The sequence below is a fragment of the Streptomyces sp. NPDC031466 genome (genome assembly GCF_055581265.1).
The window spans coordinates 459131-474577 of record NZ_JBVIJT010000005.1; the positions used below are offsets into that span (position 1 = coordinate 459131).

Annotated in this window: 9 protein-coding genes; 3 read left to right on the forward strand and 6 right to left on the reverse strand. The window is 69.4% G+C overall.

The window, feature by feature from the left end; translation table 11 throughout:
- Positions 1-25: 25 nt before the first annotated feature.
- Positions 26-2461 (reverse strand): murein biosynthesis integral membrane protein MurJ, encoded by a 2436-nt coding sequence (gene murJ / locus ACZ5GP_RS14140; RefSeq protein ID WP_468751097.1) that lies wholly within the window; start codon positions 2459-2461, stop codon positions 26-28.
- Positions 2462-2508: 47 nt separating this feature from the next.
- Positions 2509-4854 (reverse strand): DUF6049 family protein, encoded by a 2346-nt coding sequence (locus tag ACZ5GP_RS14145; RefSeq protein WP_468751098.1) that lies wholly within the window; start codon positions 4852-4854, stop codon positions 2509-2511.
- Between the two features lie 210 nt (positions 4855-5064).
- On the opposite strand from ACZ5GP_RS14145, the gene ACZ5GP_RS14150 reads away from it, so the two are divergent.
- Positions 5065-6531 (forward strand): CCA tRNA nucleotidyltransferase, encoded by a 1467-nt coding sequence (locus tag ACZ5GP_RS14150; RefSeq protein WP_468751099.1) that lies wholly within the window; start codon positions 5065-5067, stop codon positions 6529-6531.
- Positions 6532-6660: 129 nt separating this feature from the next.
- On the opposite strand, the gene ACZ5GP_RS14155 is transcribed toward ACZ5GP_RS14150, so the two are convergent.
- From ACZ5GP_RS14155 to ACZ5GP_RS14170, 4 genes are all read right to left on the reverse strand, one after another.
- The gene (locus ACZ5GP_RS14155; protein WP_468751100.1) at positions 6661-7173 is read right to left on the reverse strand and encodes an LppU/SCO3897 family protein; all 513 of its coding nucleotides are present in this window, start codon (positions 7171-7173) and stop codon (positions 6661-6663) included.
- 114 nt (positions 7174-7287) lie between these two features.
- Positions 7288-8544 (reverse strand): MFS transporter, encoded by a 1257-nt coding sequence (locus ACZ5GP_RS14160; RefSeq protein WP_468751101.1) that lies wholly within the window; start codon positions 8542-8544, stop codon positions 7288-7290.
- A gap of 97 nt (positions 8545-8641) precedes the next feature.
- Positions 8642-9724: an inositol-3-phosphate synthase gene (locus ACZ5GP_RS14165; RefSeq protein ID WP_468751102.1), complete on the reverse strand. Its 1083-nt coding sequence runs from the start codon at positions 9722-9724 to the stop codon at positions 8642-8644.
- A 59-nt stretch (positions 9725-9783) separates the two neighbouring features.
- Positions 9784-10470 carry a PadR family transcriptional regulator gene (locus ACZ5GP_RS14170; RefSeq protein ID WP_358697929.1) on the reverse strand — a complete coding sequence of 229 codons (687 nt, stop codon included), beginning with the start codon at positions 10468-10470 and terminating at the stop codon, positions 9784-9786.
- Positions 10471-10855: 385 nt separating this feature from the next.
- Between ACZ5GP_RS14170 and ACZ5GP_RS14175 the strand changes: the two genes are divergently transcribed.
- Both ACZ5GP_RS14175 and ACZ5GP_RS14180 read left to right on the forward strand, forming a co-directional pair.
- Positions 10856-13678 carry a transglycosylase domain-containing protein gene (locus tag ACZ5GP_RS14175; RefSeq protein WP_468751103.1) on the forward strand — a complete coding sequence of 941 codons (2823 nt, stop codon included), beginning with the start codon at positions 10856-10858 and terminating at the stop codon, positions 13676-13678.
- A gap of 181 nt (positions 13679-13859) precedes the next feature.
- Positions 13860-15410: a glycosyltransferase family 87 protein gene (locus ACZ5GP_RS14180; RefSeq protein ID WP_468751278.1), complete on the forward strand. Its 1551-nt coding sequence runs from the start codon at positions 13860-13862 to the stop codon at positions 15408-15410.
- Positions 15411-15447 lie beyond the last annotated feature (37 nt).

A 15447-nucleotide genomic window follows, 5' to 3' on the forward strand; every position in this document is an offset into this window, starting at 1 on the left:
CGATGGTTGTGCGGTACTCCTCATCTCAGCGCCCGAGACGGCCGCGGACCATGCCGACCATGGAGTTGATCTCCTCGATCCGCATGCGCTTGGCCGCGACGAAGAAGACGCCGATCAGTACGAAGCCGCCCGCGACCAGTGCCGCCAGTGACCCAAGGACACCCTGTCCGAGCGCTCTGGTGACGGCGTACGCGGCGCCGCCGCCGAGCAGGGCCGCGGGCAGCGCCGCGATGCCGAGCCGCGCGTACGTACGCAGGACACGGGAGCCGTCCAGGTCGCCGCCGAGCCGCTTGCGCAGCCGCTGCCAGGCGACGCCCACGCCGATGGCGTAGGCGAGGCCGTAGACGGCCGCCATGCCGGTGACCGCCCAGCGGGTGGGCAGCAGCATGTAGCAGGCCCCGGAGGCGGCGGCGTTCACGGCCGCCACGATGACCGTGTTGTAGAAGGGGGTGCGCGTGTCCTCGTAGGCGTAGAAGGCGCGCAGCACGACGTACTGCACGGAGTACGGGATCAGGCCGAGGCCGAAGGCCATCAGCATGTAGCCCATGTTCGTGGCCTGCTCGGTGCCCGAGGAGCCGAAGATCAACGTGCAGACCGGGATGCCGAGGGCGACGAAGCCGAGGGCGATGGGCACGATCGCGACGGCCGTCGTGCGCAGGCCCTGGGAGATGTCGTCCCGGACGGAGCCGGGGTCCCCGTCCTGGGCCGAGCGGGCCAGCCGGGGCAGCAGGGCCGCCATCAGCGACACCGTGATGATGGCCTGCGGGAGTCCCCAGATGAGCTGGGCGTTCGCGTAGGCGGAGAAGCCGATGCCGCTCGTCGAGGGCAGGTCGGTGGTGGCGGCGGTGGCCAGCTGGGTGACGACGAGGGCGCCCGCCTGGTTGGCCAGCACGAAAAGGACCGTCCACTTGGCGAGCTTGGCGGCCTTGCCGAGACCGTGGCCCTTCCAGTCGAAGCGGGGACGCAGCTTGAACCCGGTCTCGCGCAGGTACGGGAACATGGCCAGGGCCTGTACGACGAGACCGAGCAGGACACCGAAGCCGAGGAGTCGCTCGGCCTCCGGCGGGATGCTGTCGACGGACATGCGGGACGTCGCCGCGGTGCCGTACACCCAGAGGAACATGCCGAGTGTGGCGATGATGACGATGTTGTTGAGGACCGGGGTCCACATCATCGCGCCGAACTTTCCGCGCGCGTTGAGGATCTGGCCCATGACCACGTGGATGCCCATGAAGAAGATCGAGGGCAGGAAGTAGCGCAGCAGCGTCGTGCCGACCTCGGTCGCCGCGGGGTCGTTGGCGACCGGAACGGACATCACCCGGACCAACTGGGGGGCCAGGACCATGCCGAGGACGGTGAGGACGCCGAGCGCCACCATGACGAGGGTCAGCAGGCGGTTGGCGTAGGCCTCGCCGCCGTCCTCGTCCTCCTTCATGGAACGGACAAGCTGCGGGACGAACACCGAGTTCAGGCCGCCGCCGACCGTGAGGATGTAGATCATCGTCGGGATCTGGTAGACGACCTGGAAGGTGTCGCCGAGCAGGCCGACGCCCAACGCCGAGACGATCAGCGCGGAGCGGATGAAACCGGTGAGGCGGGAGACGAGTGTGCCCGCCGCCATGACGGCGCTGGACTTCAGCAGGCCCGAGGCCCGGCCGCCCGACTTCGGGGCGGGCGCCGCGGCCGGCGTCGCGACGGGCGGGGGCACCGGTGCCGCGGGGGCGGGCACGATCGACTGGTCGGCGGGGGGATAGCCGCTGTCGAGGGGCTGCTGGTAGCCGCCCTGGGGGTAGCCGTTGTCGTTCTGGGGATAGGCGTTGCCGTGCGGGTAGCCGTTGCCCTGCTGGTGTCCGCCCTGCGGGTAGCCGTTCTCCTGCGGGTAGCCGCTCTGGGGATAGCCGCTCTGGGGATAGCCGTTGTAGTCCTGCGGGTAGCCGTCGTCCTGAGGGTGGCCGTCCTGCTGGTAGCCGACCTGATGGCCGCCGTGGCCGCCGGACTGCTGGTCGCGGAAGAGGTGGGCGAAGGCGTCTGGCTCGTGCCGCTCCTCGCCGGCCTGGGTGACCAGGTCGTCGACGCCCACGAACTGCGTCGTACGGGCGTCGTCGCCGTACGGCAGATGCCGGGTGGGGCCCTCCGGCTCCGGGGCCGGGGGCTGGGCCCACACGCGAGGGTCGGGGGCGTGCTCGGGCGTGGGCGGCCGGCTGTAGAGCGGCTGCTGCGGGTAGGTGCCCGGCGGCGGCGGAGGGTGGGCCGCACGGTCGTAGAGCGCCTCGGTCACCGGATCCTGGGCGGAGAGGTCCCGCGCCCGGTAGGGATCCTGCTCGTAGGCGTCCTGGAAGTAGGTGTCGGGCGCGGGCTGCGGCGGAACCTGCCCGTGGTCGGCAGAGTCCGCGGGCGGGCCCTCGGGCGAGGCGGAGCCGCCCGAGCCCTGGCCGCGGTCACCGTCGTACGGCGCGTTCATGGTTTACCCCACCTCATCGTCCCCGGGCCCACCGGCCACGACATCGCTCAACGGTCCACTCTCTCACCCGTCTCCGACGGGTCGGTGCTTTCGGGACCGGTGTCCGGTGTCGGGTCACTCGGCTGCTCGGGGTCGTCCTCCCCGGACGCCGTACCGGCTTCGCCGTCGGGGCCGTCCTCCTGGCCTTCCTGCTCGGCCAGCCGGCGGGCCGCTCGCTTGCGCTGCGTGTACATCCGGAATCCGGCGAGCACGAGCAGCAGGAGGCCGCCGGCGATGACGAGCATGACCGTGGGGGTGACCTCGGTGGCATTGACCTCGAAGTGCACGGCATCTCCGTAGAGCTGCCCGTCCTCCGTGTAGAGCTGGGCGTAGACCGGGACCGGGCCGTTGGCGTTGGCCGTAGTGGTGAACTTCACGGACTGGGAGTGCCCGCCCGCGATCTTCACCGGGTGTTCCTCGAACTGCCCGTCGCCGATCTTGAGCCGGGTGGGGTTCTGCGAGTACAGCCGCAGGGTCAGGTTCTCGACGCCCTGCACCAGGTTGTTCTGCACGGACACCGGGATGGTCGCGCTGCGCCCGGAGAGCTTCGCGTCGGACCTGTTGATCAGGGCGACCTGCTCGGTCAGCTCGCGCAGGTAGCTCTCGACGCTGCCCCGGTAGGTGGACGCCTGCGCCGGGCGGCCGCGCCAGGACGTGGACATCTCACGGTCTATGGCCCGTCCGAACGGGGTGACCACCCGGTCCTCGTCCGTGAGGATCACCTGGAAGCGCTCCAGCATGCCCTGGGTGTCGCGGATCGACTCGAAGGCCGACTGCGGCAGCTCCTGCCTGCGCAGCGAGGCCGGGTACGCCCCGGTCGAGGGCACCCGGGTGGTGGCCCGCGGGTCCGGCTTCTCCTTCGCCGCCGCGGTGAGGTCCTCGGACTGCGACCACCGACCGCCCTGGAGCGCGGTCAGGGCCTTCGCCATGGTCTGGGCCTGGCTGGCCGACGGCATGCGCTGCGGGGCGACCACGACGCTGCGCTGCCTGCCGGGGTCCTGGAGGTTGAGCATCAGGCTCTGGGTGACGAACTCCTGGACGGCGAGCGTGGAGTTCTCGGCCTCCGACATGTCGCCCTGGAAGGCGGTGGACAGACGCGCGTCGGCCACCACGGCGGTCGTTCCCCCGCCGATGGGCCGGGCCGCGTTGGGCGAGTACGGCAGGCCGCTGGTCTCGCGCAGACTGTCGCTGCGGGCGATCACCGTGTGGGCGCCCGCGGAGGTGGACACGTCGACGATGGACGGGTCGATCGCCCCTTCGGCGGGCCACGCGAAGTCTGTGCTCGGCTTGACGTGCAGGATCGTCTCCACCGCCCGGACCCCGGCTTCGGTGGCGTCCTTGAGGTGGCTGAGGGATCCGCTGACGGCCCTGCCGTTGTGCGCGAGGGAGGCGAGGTCGGGGTCGGCGAAGGGCAGCGCGACGATCTTCTTGCCCTTGACGGCCGCCTCCAGGTCGTTGAGCCACTCTGTGGCCACCGCCTGGTGCTTGCCGGTCCTCGTGGTCTTCCCGCCGTCGTTCTGGATCTGGTAGCCCTTGGTCATCGCCTCGACGGTGGTCAACAGGTCCGGGTCGAGAACCCACGTGACGTCGAGGTCACTGCCGAGGGTCAGCAGCTGTTGCAGGCGTCCGCCCGGGGCCAGCTCCTCGGCCAGATCGTCGTTCTTGAAGACGGGCGTCTGCTGCTCGTCGGACTCCGTCTTCGCCGTGAGGTGGGTGTCGGAGATGAGCGGCCACAGGTAGGCCGTCTTCGTCTTCGTCTCTGCCGCCCCGGGCTGCCACGGCAAGAAGGTGCGCTCGATGCCGAGCACCTGCGGATAGCCCTGCACCGGGGTCTGCCCGGTGAGGGTCACACCCAGCTGGTAGACACCGTCGGCCCCGAGGTCCAGGGCCTTCACGGGCACCCTGATGCTGAAGTCCTGCCGGACGCCGGGAACGAGCTTGTCGAACTTGTCGACGTACTTGCCGCCGACCTCGCTGCCGTCCGACCCCGGCTGGAAGCCCCGGCGCTCCGCAGCCCGGTCGATCTCGCTGCGGCCACTGAACGACGGTCCGACCCGCAGCCCGACCTGGGCCCCGGTCACCGTCTGCCTGCTGTTGTTGGTGACGGTGCCGGAGACGGTGAGGGTGTCGTCCTCGTCGGGAACCGTGGGAGTGAGCGCGTCCAGCGAGACGTCGACGGTGGTGGAGCCGGTGGCTTCGGCCGCCGCGCTCGACACGGTGGCGTGCGCGGGGCCTGCCGGGGCCTGTAGGGCGCCGGCCAGCAAAGGGGTACCCACCAGGAGTGCTGCGGTGCGCCGCAGCCACCGGCGGGCAGGTGAGGGGCTCGTCCCCGGGAAGTCTGCCGCCTCGGCCACGCGTTCGCCCGTCCCTCGTCGTCAGTGGTCGTCGGTTGTGCGTCCACGCATGGTAACGATGCGCGCTGTGGCGAAGTGCCGCGGACTGCTCCACGGGATCGAAGGACCCGACCGGGGGTACCGAGGCGCGGTCCGTGTCGGTGCGGGCCGCGGGCGGCCGACGGCAATCGGGTCGGCTCCGGGCGCCCGGGGCACGTACCCTTTTCTGTTGTGCCGAACGCCAATGAAGACAATCCCAGCGCACTGAGCCAGGTGCAGCGCCGCGCGGTCGCCGAACTGCTGCGCGTGTCCCCTGTCGCGGACGACCTCGCCCGCCGTTTCCAGGAGGCCGGGTTCTCTCTCGCCCTGGTCGGCGGCTCGGTCAGGGACGCCCTGCTGGGCCGGCTCGGCAACGACCTGGACTTCACCACTGATGCCCACCCCGAGGACGTCCTGCAGATCGTCCGGCCGTGGGCCGACGCGGTGTGGGAGGTCGGGATCGCCTTCGGGACGGTCGGCTGCCAGAAGGAGGGCCGCGCCGGCGACAGCGAGCAGAGCTTCCAGATCGAGATCACGACGTACCGCTCGGAGGCGTACGACAGGACCTCGCGCAAGCCCGAGGTGTCCTACGGCGACTCCATCGAGGAAGACCTCGTCCGCCGTGACTTCACCGTGAACGCGATGGCCGTGGCGCTCCCCGAGAAGGAGTTCATCGACCCGCACGGCGGGCTCGAGGACCTGTCCGGGCGCGTTCTGCGGACCCCTGGCACGCCCGAGGAGTCCTTCTCGGACGACCCGCTGCGGATGATGCGGGCCGCGCGGTTCGCCGCACAGCTGGACTTCGAGGTGGCGCCCGAGGTGGTCGCCGCGATGAAGGCGATGGCCGAGCGCATCGACATCGTCTCGGCGGAGCGCGTGCGGGACGAGCTGAACAAGCTGCTCCTCTCCACGCACCCGCGCAAGGGCCTCGCCCTCCTCGTCGACACGGGTCTCGCCGCGAGGGTCCTGCCCGAGCTTCCGGCGCTGCGCCTGGAGCGGGACGAGCACCACCGGCACAAGGACGTCTACGACCACTCGCTGATCGTTCTTGAGCAGGCGATGGCGCTGGAGACGGACGGCCCCGACCTGACGCTCCGGCTCGCGGCACTGCTGCACGACATCGGCAAGCCGAAGACGCGGCGCTTCGAGAGCGACGGCCGGGTCTCCTTCCACCACCATGAGGTGGTCGGAGCCAAGATGGTCAAGAAGCGCATGACGGCGCTCAAGTACTCCAACGAGCTGGTGAAGGACGTCTCGCGCCTCGTGGAGCTCCACCTCCGCTTCCACGGCTACGGCACGGGCGAGTGGACGGACTCGGCCGTGCGCCGCTACGTGCGGGACGCGGGCCCGCTCCTGGAGCGCCTGCACAAGCTGACCCGCTCGGACTGCACCACGCGCAACAAGCGCAAGGCGAACGCGCTGTCGCGTGCGTACGACGGTCTGGAGGAGCGCATCGCCCGCCTCCAGGAACAGGAGGAGCTGGACTCGATCCGCCCCGACCTGGACGGCAACGACATCATGGAGGTCCTGGGCGTGGGCCCCGGGCCTGCCATCGGCAAGGCCTACAAGTTCCTGCTGGAACTGCGCCTGGAGAACGGCCCCATGGAGCGGGACGCGGCGGTGGCGGCACTCAAGGAGTGGTGGGCCTCGCAGGACTGAGGCGAGAGGGGTGTTTCACGTGAAACACCCGCAGCGCCCAGGAGGGACCAAGACGGACCAAGGGGCGGTGTTTCACGTGAAACCGTGAAACACCGCCCCTTGGAATCTTCTGGAGCCCTACTGGTCCCGCTACTTCGTCTTCTTCAGGCAGAGCACTACGTCGTGGCCCTTGCCCTGCTGGTAGTAGGCGATCTGAGAAGTCTTGACCGCCCGGCACTTCTCGGCATCGCTGGTGCCGTCGAACTTCTCGACCACCTTGAACTCGGAGTCGCTGGACGAGCAGTCGACTTCCTTCAGATCCGGCTTGAAGTCGGTGCCCTCGTTGTGCATGCAGCTGCCGACCGCGGTCGTCTCGGCATCGCTCTTGCCCAGGTACCACTTGCCGACGGCTATGAGGATGGCGACGAGGATGAAGCCGCCGATGCGCAGGAGGAGCTTCTTGCCGCGGCCTTGGCGCGGAGTGGCCGGCGGGGGAACCGGGGCGCCCTGGTTGAAGGCCGGGTACGGCGGCTGCGGAGCGGCCGGCTGGCCCTGCTGCGGGGCGCCGCCCTGGGGCTGGCCGTAAGGGTTCTGAGGCTGGCCGTAAGGGGCCTGTCCCTGGGGCGGGTACGGAGCTTGGCCCTGGGGCGGCGGAGTGGTCACTTTGGGGGTCCCCCTCGAACGAGAGCGCGATGGCGCGGATAAGACGCCCGTAAGTTATCCGGACGCAGTGACATCTCTGAAGCCCAGAGCGGCTCTGTGGCACTGATGTGACACTTACTGCACGTCAAACCGGGCCATAGCCGAAGCAATCGCTGCGTACAGCAGAGCCACGGTGACGACAAGTGGAACCGACCGGCCGTCAGGCGGCAGCATCAGCGCGGCCACGGCGGCTGCGCCCACGAAAGCGACGTTGAAGAGCACGTCGTAGAGGGAGAAGATCCGGCCACGGAAACGGTCGTCCACCGAGGACTGCACCACCGTGTCCGTGGCGATCTTCGGGCCTTGGGTCGTCAGGCCGAGGAGGAACGCGGCGACGAGGAGCGGGGCGGCTTCGAACGAGAGGGCCAGGGCAGGTTCAAGGAGCGCCGCCGCTCCCGCGCACACGGCGACCCACCGGCCCGGCCCGAGCCGTCCCACCGCGGCCGGCGTCACCACGGCCGCCACGAAGAACCCCGCCCCGGAAACCCCGACGGCGAGGCCGAGCAGCGCCAGCCCCTCGGACTCCGTGGACGTCCAGGCGTACCGGCACAGCATCAGGACCATGACGGTCAGCGCGCCGTAACAGAACCGCAGCACCGTGATGGCGGCCAGGGCGCGGGCCGCCGCGGGGCGCCGCGCCAGGTGGCCCACGCCCGCCCGCAGGCCGCGTGCCGTGCCGGCCAGGGCCTGGCCGAGGCGGGGCCGCACCAGTTCGGGGTCGGGGCCGAGCAGCCCGCGGGACATCCGGAGCGAGGCGAGCGCCGCGCAGAGGTACAGGGCCGCTCCGAGCAGCACGACCGCCGCGTCCGAGTCGGGGCCCGCCAGACGGACGACGAAGGCGATGCCGCCACCGGCCGTCGCGGCCAGCGTCCCCGCCGTCGGCGAAAGGGAGTTGGCGATGACCAGCCGGTCGGCGTCGACCACCCGCGGCAGCGCGGCCGAGAGCCCGGCGAGGACGAAGCGGTTGACGGCGGTGACGCACAGGGCGGAGACGTAGAAGAGCCCGTCGGGGGCGCCGCCGAGCATCAGCAGGGCGGTCAGCGCCGCCAGCACCGCGCGCAGGAGATTGCCGTGGAGGAAGACCTGCCGCCGTGGCCAGCGGTCCAGGAGGACGCCCGCGAAGGGGCCGATCAGCGAATACGGAAGGAGCAGCACCGCCATGGCGGAGGCGATCGCCGCGGGCGAGGTCTGTTTCTCCGGGGAGAAGACGACGTACGCGGCGAGGGCGACCTGATAGACGCCGTCCGCGCTCTGGGAGATCAGTCGTACGGCGAGCAGGCGCCGGAAGTCCCGCAGACGCAGCAGGACACGCAGGTCACCGACGACGGCCATGGCCCCCACTTTCCCGAGGGTCCCCACCCTCACATACGAGGAGGGCCCCCGGGGCGCGATGCCCGGGGACCCTCTCAAGCGGCAGGAAGAGAGCGGGTCAGCGCTCGACCTCGCCCTTGATGAACTTCTCGACGTTCTCGTAGGCCTCGTCGTCGAAGTACTGCACCGGCGGGGACTTCATGAAGTACGAGGACGCGGAGAGGATCGGACCGCCGATGCCCCGGTCCTTGGCGATCTTCGCGGCGCGCAGGGCGTCGATGATGACACCGGCGGAGTTCGGGGAGTCCCAGACCTCGAGCTTGTACTCGAGGTTCAGCGGGACGTCACCGAAGGCGCGGCCCTCGAGGCGGACGTACGCCCACTTGCGGTCGTCGAGCCACGCGACGTAGTCCGACGGGCCGATGTGGACGTTCTTCGCGCCCATGTCGCGGTCGGGGATCTGCGAGGTGACGGCCTGCGTCTTCGAGATCTTCTTCGACTCGAGGCGGTCGCGCTCCAGCATGTTCTTGAAGTCCATGTTGCCGCCGACGTTGAGCTGCATGGTGCGCTCGAGACGGACACCGCGGTCCTCGAACAGCTTCGCCATCACGCGGTGCGTGATGGTGGCGCCGACCTGCGACTTGATGTCGTCACCGACGATCGGCACGCCGGCCTCGGTGAACTTGTCCGCCCACTCCTTGGTGCCCGCGATGAAGACCGGCAGGGCGTTGACGAACGCGACCTTCGCGTCGATGGCGCACTGCGCGTAGAACTTCGCGGCGTCCTCGGACCCGACGGGCAGGTAGCAGACGAGGACGTCGACCTCGCGGTCCTTGAGGACCTGGACGACGTCGACCGGGGCCTCGGCGGACTCCTCGATGGTCTGGCGGTAGTACAGGCCCAGGCCGTCGAGGGTGTGGCCACGCTGGACCTGCACGCCGGTGTTCGGCACGTCGCAGATCTTGATGGTGTTGTTCTCGCTGGCGCCGATCGCGTCCGCGAGGTCGAGGCCGACCTTCTTCGCGTCGACGTCGAAGGCGGCGACGAACTCGACGTCACCGACGTGGTACTCGCCGAACTGGACGTGCATCAGGCCCGGGACCTTGGCGTCCGGGTCGGCGTCCTTGTAGTACTCGACGCCCTGGACCAGCGAGGCGGCGCAGTTGCCCACGCCGACGATGGCTACGCGAACCGAACCCATTCCGGTTGCTCCCTGTTTGTTCTCGGTATTCCGGTTGAAACCCCGCGGAACGCTGGGTCTCACTTGGCGGGGCGGTCGGACGGATCCGGCGGCGGGTCGTTGTCCCGCCGCCGGGGCAGGCCCGTCGACTCCCCAGATGTGCTGTTCTGCTGAGCGGAGCTTTCGGGGGAGGGCCGTTGCTGGTCCCGTCCCGCTCGCTCGCTCTCGATGAGCTCGTTCAGCCAGCGCACTTCGCGCTCCACGGACTCCATGCCGTGCCGCTGCAGCTCGAGCGTGTAGTCGTCGAGGCGCTCCCGGGTACGGGCCAGGGAGGCGCGCATCTTCTCCAGACGCTCTTCGAGGCGGCTGCGGCGGCCTTCGAGCACCCGCATCCGCACGTCCCGCGAGGTCTGCCCGAAGAAGGCGAAGCGGGCCGCGAAGTGCTCGTCCTCGTACGCGTCCGGGCCGGTCTGCGAGAGCAGGTCCTCGAAGTGCTCCTTACCTTCCGCCGTCAACCGGTAGACGATCTTGGCGCGTCGCCCGGTGAGCGGAGCCGCGAGGGCGTCCTCGGAGGTGCTGCCCTCCTCCTCGATCAACCAGCCGTTGGCGACCAGCGTCTTGAGGCAGGGGTAGAGCGTCCCGTAGCTGAAGGCACGGAACACCCCCAGCGACGTATTGAGGCGTTTGCGCAGCTCATAGCCGTGCATCGGGGACTCTCTGAGGAGGCCGAGGACGGCGAATTCCAGGATGCCGGAGCGCCTGCTCATCTTCGCCTCCCGTCTGCCGCGGTCCCTCGGAGCGGCCCTTGTGCCGACCGTTATGCCGAGCTGATGTATCGACTCGATACATCGAGACGATAGAACGGTGATCCGCTTGAGACAAGAGGGGGCACGGTGAACGGCGTCACATCACCGATTCGTAGGAAGTAACTTGCCTGATTTGGGGTGAACTTCGGTCCTACGAGGGTTTTGACCGTGCGTAGTCTGTGCGCCATGCATGCCACCGGGAACCAAGTGACCCCAGGGACCGTCGTCATCCCCGGTGTAGTGCGGGTGAGCGCCGGGACGGGCGCACCCGTACGTCGGGGGGACCGGAAACCAGCCGCCGTTTCCAGGCGCGGGCAACTGCGCCTGCCCGAGGAGTAATCGTTCGATGAGCGAGCACCGTCGCAAACCGCCGCAGCCGCAGGGTGGCGGACGACCCGCGGCCAGGCGTGGCGCCCCAGCAGCGCCGTCGGGCCGCCGTGCGGCACCGCGAGATGCCACTGGACCGTCCTCTTCCTCCTACGGAGACAGGTCCTACGGAGAAGCGGCCTACGGAGACACCTCATATGGGGAGGCGTCCTTCGGGACGCGTGCGTCCGGTACCCCGGACGAGGGGGAGCGCCCCTACGGCGGGCGGGCCCAGGCCCGTCGCGCCGCGCAACGCAGCGGCTCGGTCGGCGCGAGCGGCGGTCGTCGCCGGGCGGCCGAGGCCGGCGGTGGCGGACGCGGCGGTGGCGGGGGGCGTCGCGGCGGTGGATCCGGTGGCTCGGGCGGTGGCGCCGGGCGCGGCGGCCGAGGCCGGGGTCCCGGGCCGTCCGGCAAGAAGCGGTTCATCGACTACCCGCGCGCGGGCCGGCACGGCATGCGGCGCTGGGTTCCGTCGTGGCGCCTGGTCAGCGGCCTGTTCCTCGCCTTCCTCGGCAGCCTGATGGCAGTCGCGGGCATCTCGTACGCGTTGGTGGAGGTGCCGGAGGTCGACAAGGCGGCCAAGGCCCAGAACAACGTCTACTACTGGGCCGACGGCAAGCAGATGGTCGCGACCGGTGGTGAGCGCAACCGCCAGATCATCGGCTACGACGACATCCCCAAGGAGATGCGCTTCGCCGTCATGTCGGCCGAGAACAAGACGTTCGAGGACGACAAGGGCGTCGACCCGATGGGCATCGCGCGTGCCTTGGTCAACATGGCCAAGGGCGGGCAGACGCAGGGCGGCTCCACGATCACCCAGCAGTACGTGAAGAACGCGCGGCTGGGTGACCAGTCGCAGACGTTCAGCCGCAAGTTCAAAGAGCTGTTCATCTCCATAAAGGTCGGCCGGACCGAGTCCAAGGAAAAGATCATGGCCGGCTACCTCAACACGGCCTACTACGGTCGCGGGGCCTACGGCATCCAGGCGGCCGCGCGGGCGTACTTCGACAAGGAGGCCAAGGAGCTCGACCCGAGCGAGTGCGCTCTCCTCGCGACGGTCCTGAAGGGCGCTACGTACTACGACCCGGCCGGCTACCCCGAGATCGACCCCGCGGCCACGCGGCAGGACAACACCGCGCGCGCCAAGAAGCGGTGGGAGTGGATCCTCGACGAGGAGGTCAAGGACGGCCGCCTCACCTCCGCGGAGCGGGACAAGTACCGAGACTTCCCGAAGCTGAAGAACCCGCGGTCGAACATCCAGCTGGGCGGCCAGACGGGTTACCTCGTGGACCTGGCCAAGGCCTATGTCATCCGGAACACCGACATCACCGCCGAGCAGCTCCAGCGGGGTGGCTACGAGATCCACACGACCTTCGACAGGACGAAGGTCAAGGAGCTCGAGAAGGCGGTCAACAAGGTCCGCAAGGAAAAGATCAACCCGAAGCTGCGTCCGGAGAAGGACACGCACGTCCAGTTCGGCGGGGCGTCCGTGGACCCCGAGGACGGCGCGATCAAGGCGATCTACGGTGGTGTCGACGCGACGAAGCACTTCACCAACAACGCCGACCAGACCGGCGCCCAGGTGGGTTCGACGTACAAGCCCTTCGTGCTGGCCGCCGCCTTCAAGTACGGCGTGCGCGATCCGAAGGGCCCGGAGATCCAGAGCGAGGCCGAGCGCACGGTCGTCAATCCGAAGAGCCTGTACAGCGGAAAGAACGAACTGAAGATCCAGAATTACAACGGCACCGTCTGGACCGACCGCGACGGCAAGCAGTGGAACCAGAAGAACGACGGGAACCAGTCGTACAACCCTCCCACCTACCAGATCGACCTGCGTGAGGCGATGCGCGAGTCGGTCAACTCGGCCTATGTGCAGCTCGGCATGGACGTCGGGCTGAGCAAGGTGAAGGAGGCGGCGATGGACGCCGGCCTCAAGGACGACCGCTCCATGGCCAGCTCCAACTATCCGTCGTTCTCGCTCGGCACCTCCTCGCCGAGCGCGATCCGGATGGCCGGGGCCTACTCCACCTTCGCGGCCAGCGGCGAGCAGAACGACCCGTACTCGGTCACCAAGGTCGTGCACGAGGGCGACGAGGTCTACAAGCACGAGAAGCAGACCAAGCGAGTCTTCGAGGAAGAGGTGGCCGACAACGTCACCGACGTGCTGAGGACCGTCGTGGAGAAGGGCACCGGTACCTCGGCCCAGCTGGGCAACCGCCCGGTCGCGGGCAAGACCGGTACGACCGACGGCAACAAGTCGGCCTGGTTCGTCGGGTACACCCCGCAGCTCTCGACAGCGGTCAGCATGTACCGCCTGGACGACGACGAGGCCAACAAGAAGCGCGAGTTCCTGGAGATGTTCGGCACGGGCGGTGAGGAGAAGATCCACGGCGCCTCGTTCCCCGCGAAGATCTGGCAGGACTACATGTCGAACGCGCTCAAGGGCGAGCCCGTCGAGAACTTCCCCGTGCCGCAGCCCATCGGAAAGGTGGTCGGCGAGACGCCCCCGCCGCCGCCCAGCCCCACGGCGACCGAGGAGCCGAAGGAGGAGGAGGACAAACCCTCGCCCCCGGCGCCGACCGAGACGGAGACGACGAAGCCCCCCACGAAGTCGCCCGACCCCGAGGAGTCCTGCAGCCAGTGGGACTGGGAGTGCGGCCATGAGGACGGCGGTGTCGACGGCGGTGCCGAAGACGGTGGCGCCAACGGCGACCCGGGCGGGGAAACCCCGCCTCCCACGGCTGATCCGCCCGGCCAGGAGGACGGAGGGCTCTTCGGCGGCCCGCGAGGCCGACAGGGCTGAGCGGGGCCTCCGGCCGGGCTGTAGCCGGGCAGCGGATGTTTCACGTGAAACGAGGGCCGCCACACCGACGGGTGTGGCGGCCCTCGCCGTATCCTCCGTCGCTTACGGGCCGCGTTCTCCGTCGCGTACGGACCGTGTTCTCAGCCGCGTACGGGCCGTGCTCTCAGCCAGGTACGGCAGGATGGCGGGCATGCCCAGTGCAGACCCCAGCGCCGACCCGGGCGCAGAGACGCCGAGCACGAGCGCGTACGAGACCGTGAACCGGTGGGAGCCCGAGCCGGTACAGCCGACCATGGAGGACGAGGTCGCCCGGGCCGGCAGCGAGCTGCTCGGCGGTCCCCTTGGCCGAAGAGCGTTGACCTGCGCGACCTGGTGGACGCCGGTACGCGTCATCGCACTCGTGGCGCTCGGGATGTTCGCGCTCGGGATGGTCCAGAAGATGCCGTGCTACAACGGCGCGTGGTTCTTCGGGACGAGCTCGCAGTACACGCACGCGTGCTACTCCGACATCCCCCACCTCTACGAAGGACGCGGCTTCGCCGACGGCCTCGTGCCGTACTTCGACAAGCTGCCCGGTGACATGGAGTACCTGGAGTACCCGGTCCTGACCGGCCTGTTCATGGAGTTGGCCTCCTGGGTGACGCCCGGCAGCGGATCCATCCACCACCAGGAGAAGATCTACTGGATGGTCAACGCGGGGATACTGATGGCCTGTGCCGCCGTCGTCGCCGTCTGCGTCACCCGCACGCATCGCCGCCGCCCCTGGGACGCCCTGCTCGTGGCCCTCTCGCCCGCCCTGGCGCTGACGGCCACCATCAACTGGGACCTGCTCGCCGTCGCTCTCACGGCCGCCGCGATGCTGATGTGGTCCCGGGGACGCGCCCTCGCTTTCGGCGTTCTCCTGGGGCTCGCCACGGCCGCCAAGCTCTATCCCGTGCTGCTGCTCGGACCGCTGCTGATCCTGTGCCTGCGCGCGGGCCGGTGGCGGGAGTTCGGGACCGCCCTGGTGGGTGCGGCGGGCACTTGGCTCGTCGTGAACCTGCCGGTGATACTGCTCGCCGGTGAGGGCTGGTCGAAGTTCTACACGTTCAGCCGGGAACGCGGCGTCGACTTCGGATCCTTCTGGCTGATCCTCGACCAGCGCATGGACTCCCCCCTGGCCACGGACACCGTGAACCTCCTGGCGATGGTCCTGATGCTTCTCGTCTGCCTCGGCATAGGCGCGCTCGGTCTCACCGCCCCGCGCCGGCCGCGCTTCGCGCAGCTGGCCTTCCTGGTGGTCGCCGCCTTCGTCCTGACCAACAAGGTCTACTCGCCGCAGTACGTCCTGTGGCTGATCCCCTTGGCGGCGCTCGCGAGGCCGCGCTGGCGCGACTTCCTGATCTGGCAGGCGTGCGAGGTCGTGTACTTCCTCGGGATCTGGATGTACCTGGCGTACACGACCAGCGGAGACGCCCACAAGGGACTGCCCACCGAGGGCTATCAGGTCGTCATCGCCATCCACCTGCTGGGGACGCTGTACCTGTGCGCCGTGGTCGTACGCGACGTCCTGCTGCCGGAGCGGGACGTGGTGCGGCGGGGCGGGGACGACGACCCTTCGGGCGGTGTCCTGGACGGGGCGGAGGACGTCCTCGTGCTGGGCGTCGGGGCCCATTCCGGGCGGCGTATGGCGCACTCCAGTGCGGGGCCGCCCGTGAAGTGGGGGTCGGTCACCGACGGGGTTTCGCCCTGAGCGAACAAGGGCCCTCGAATGGCCGAAGGGGCCGGAC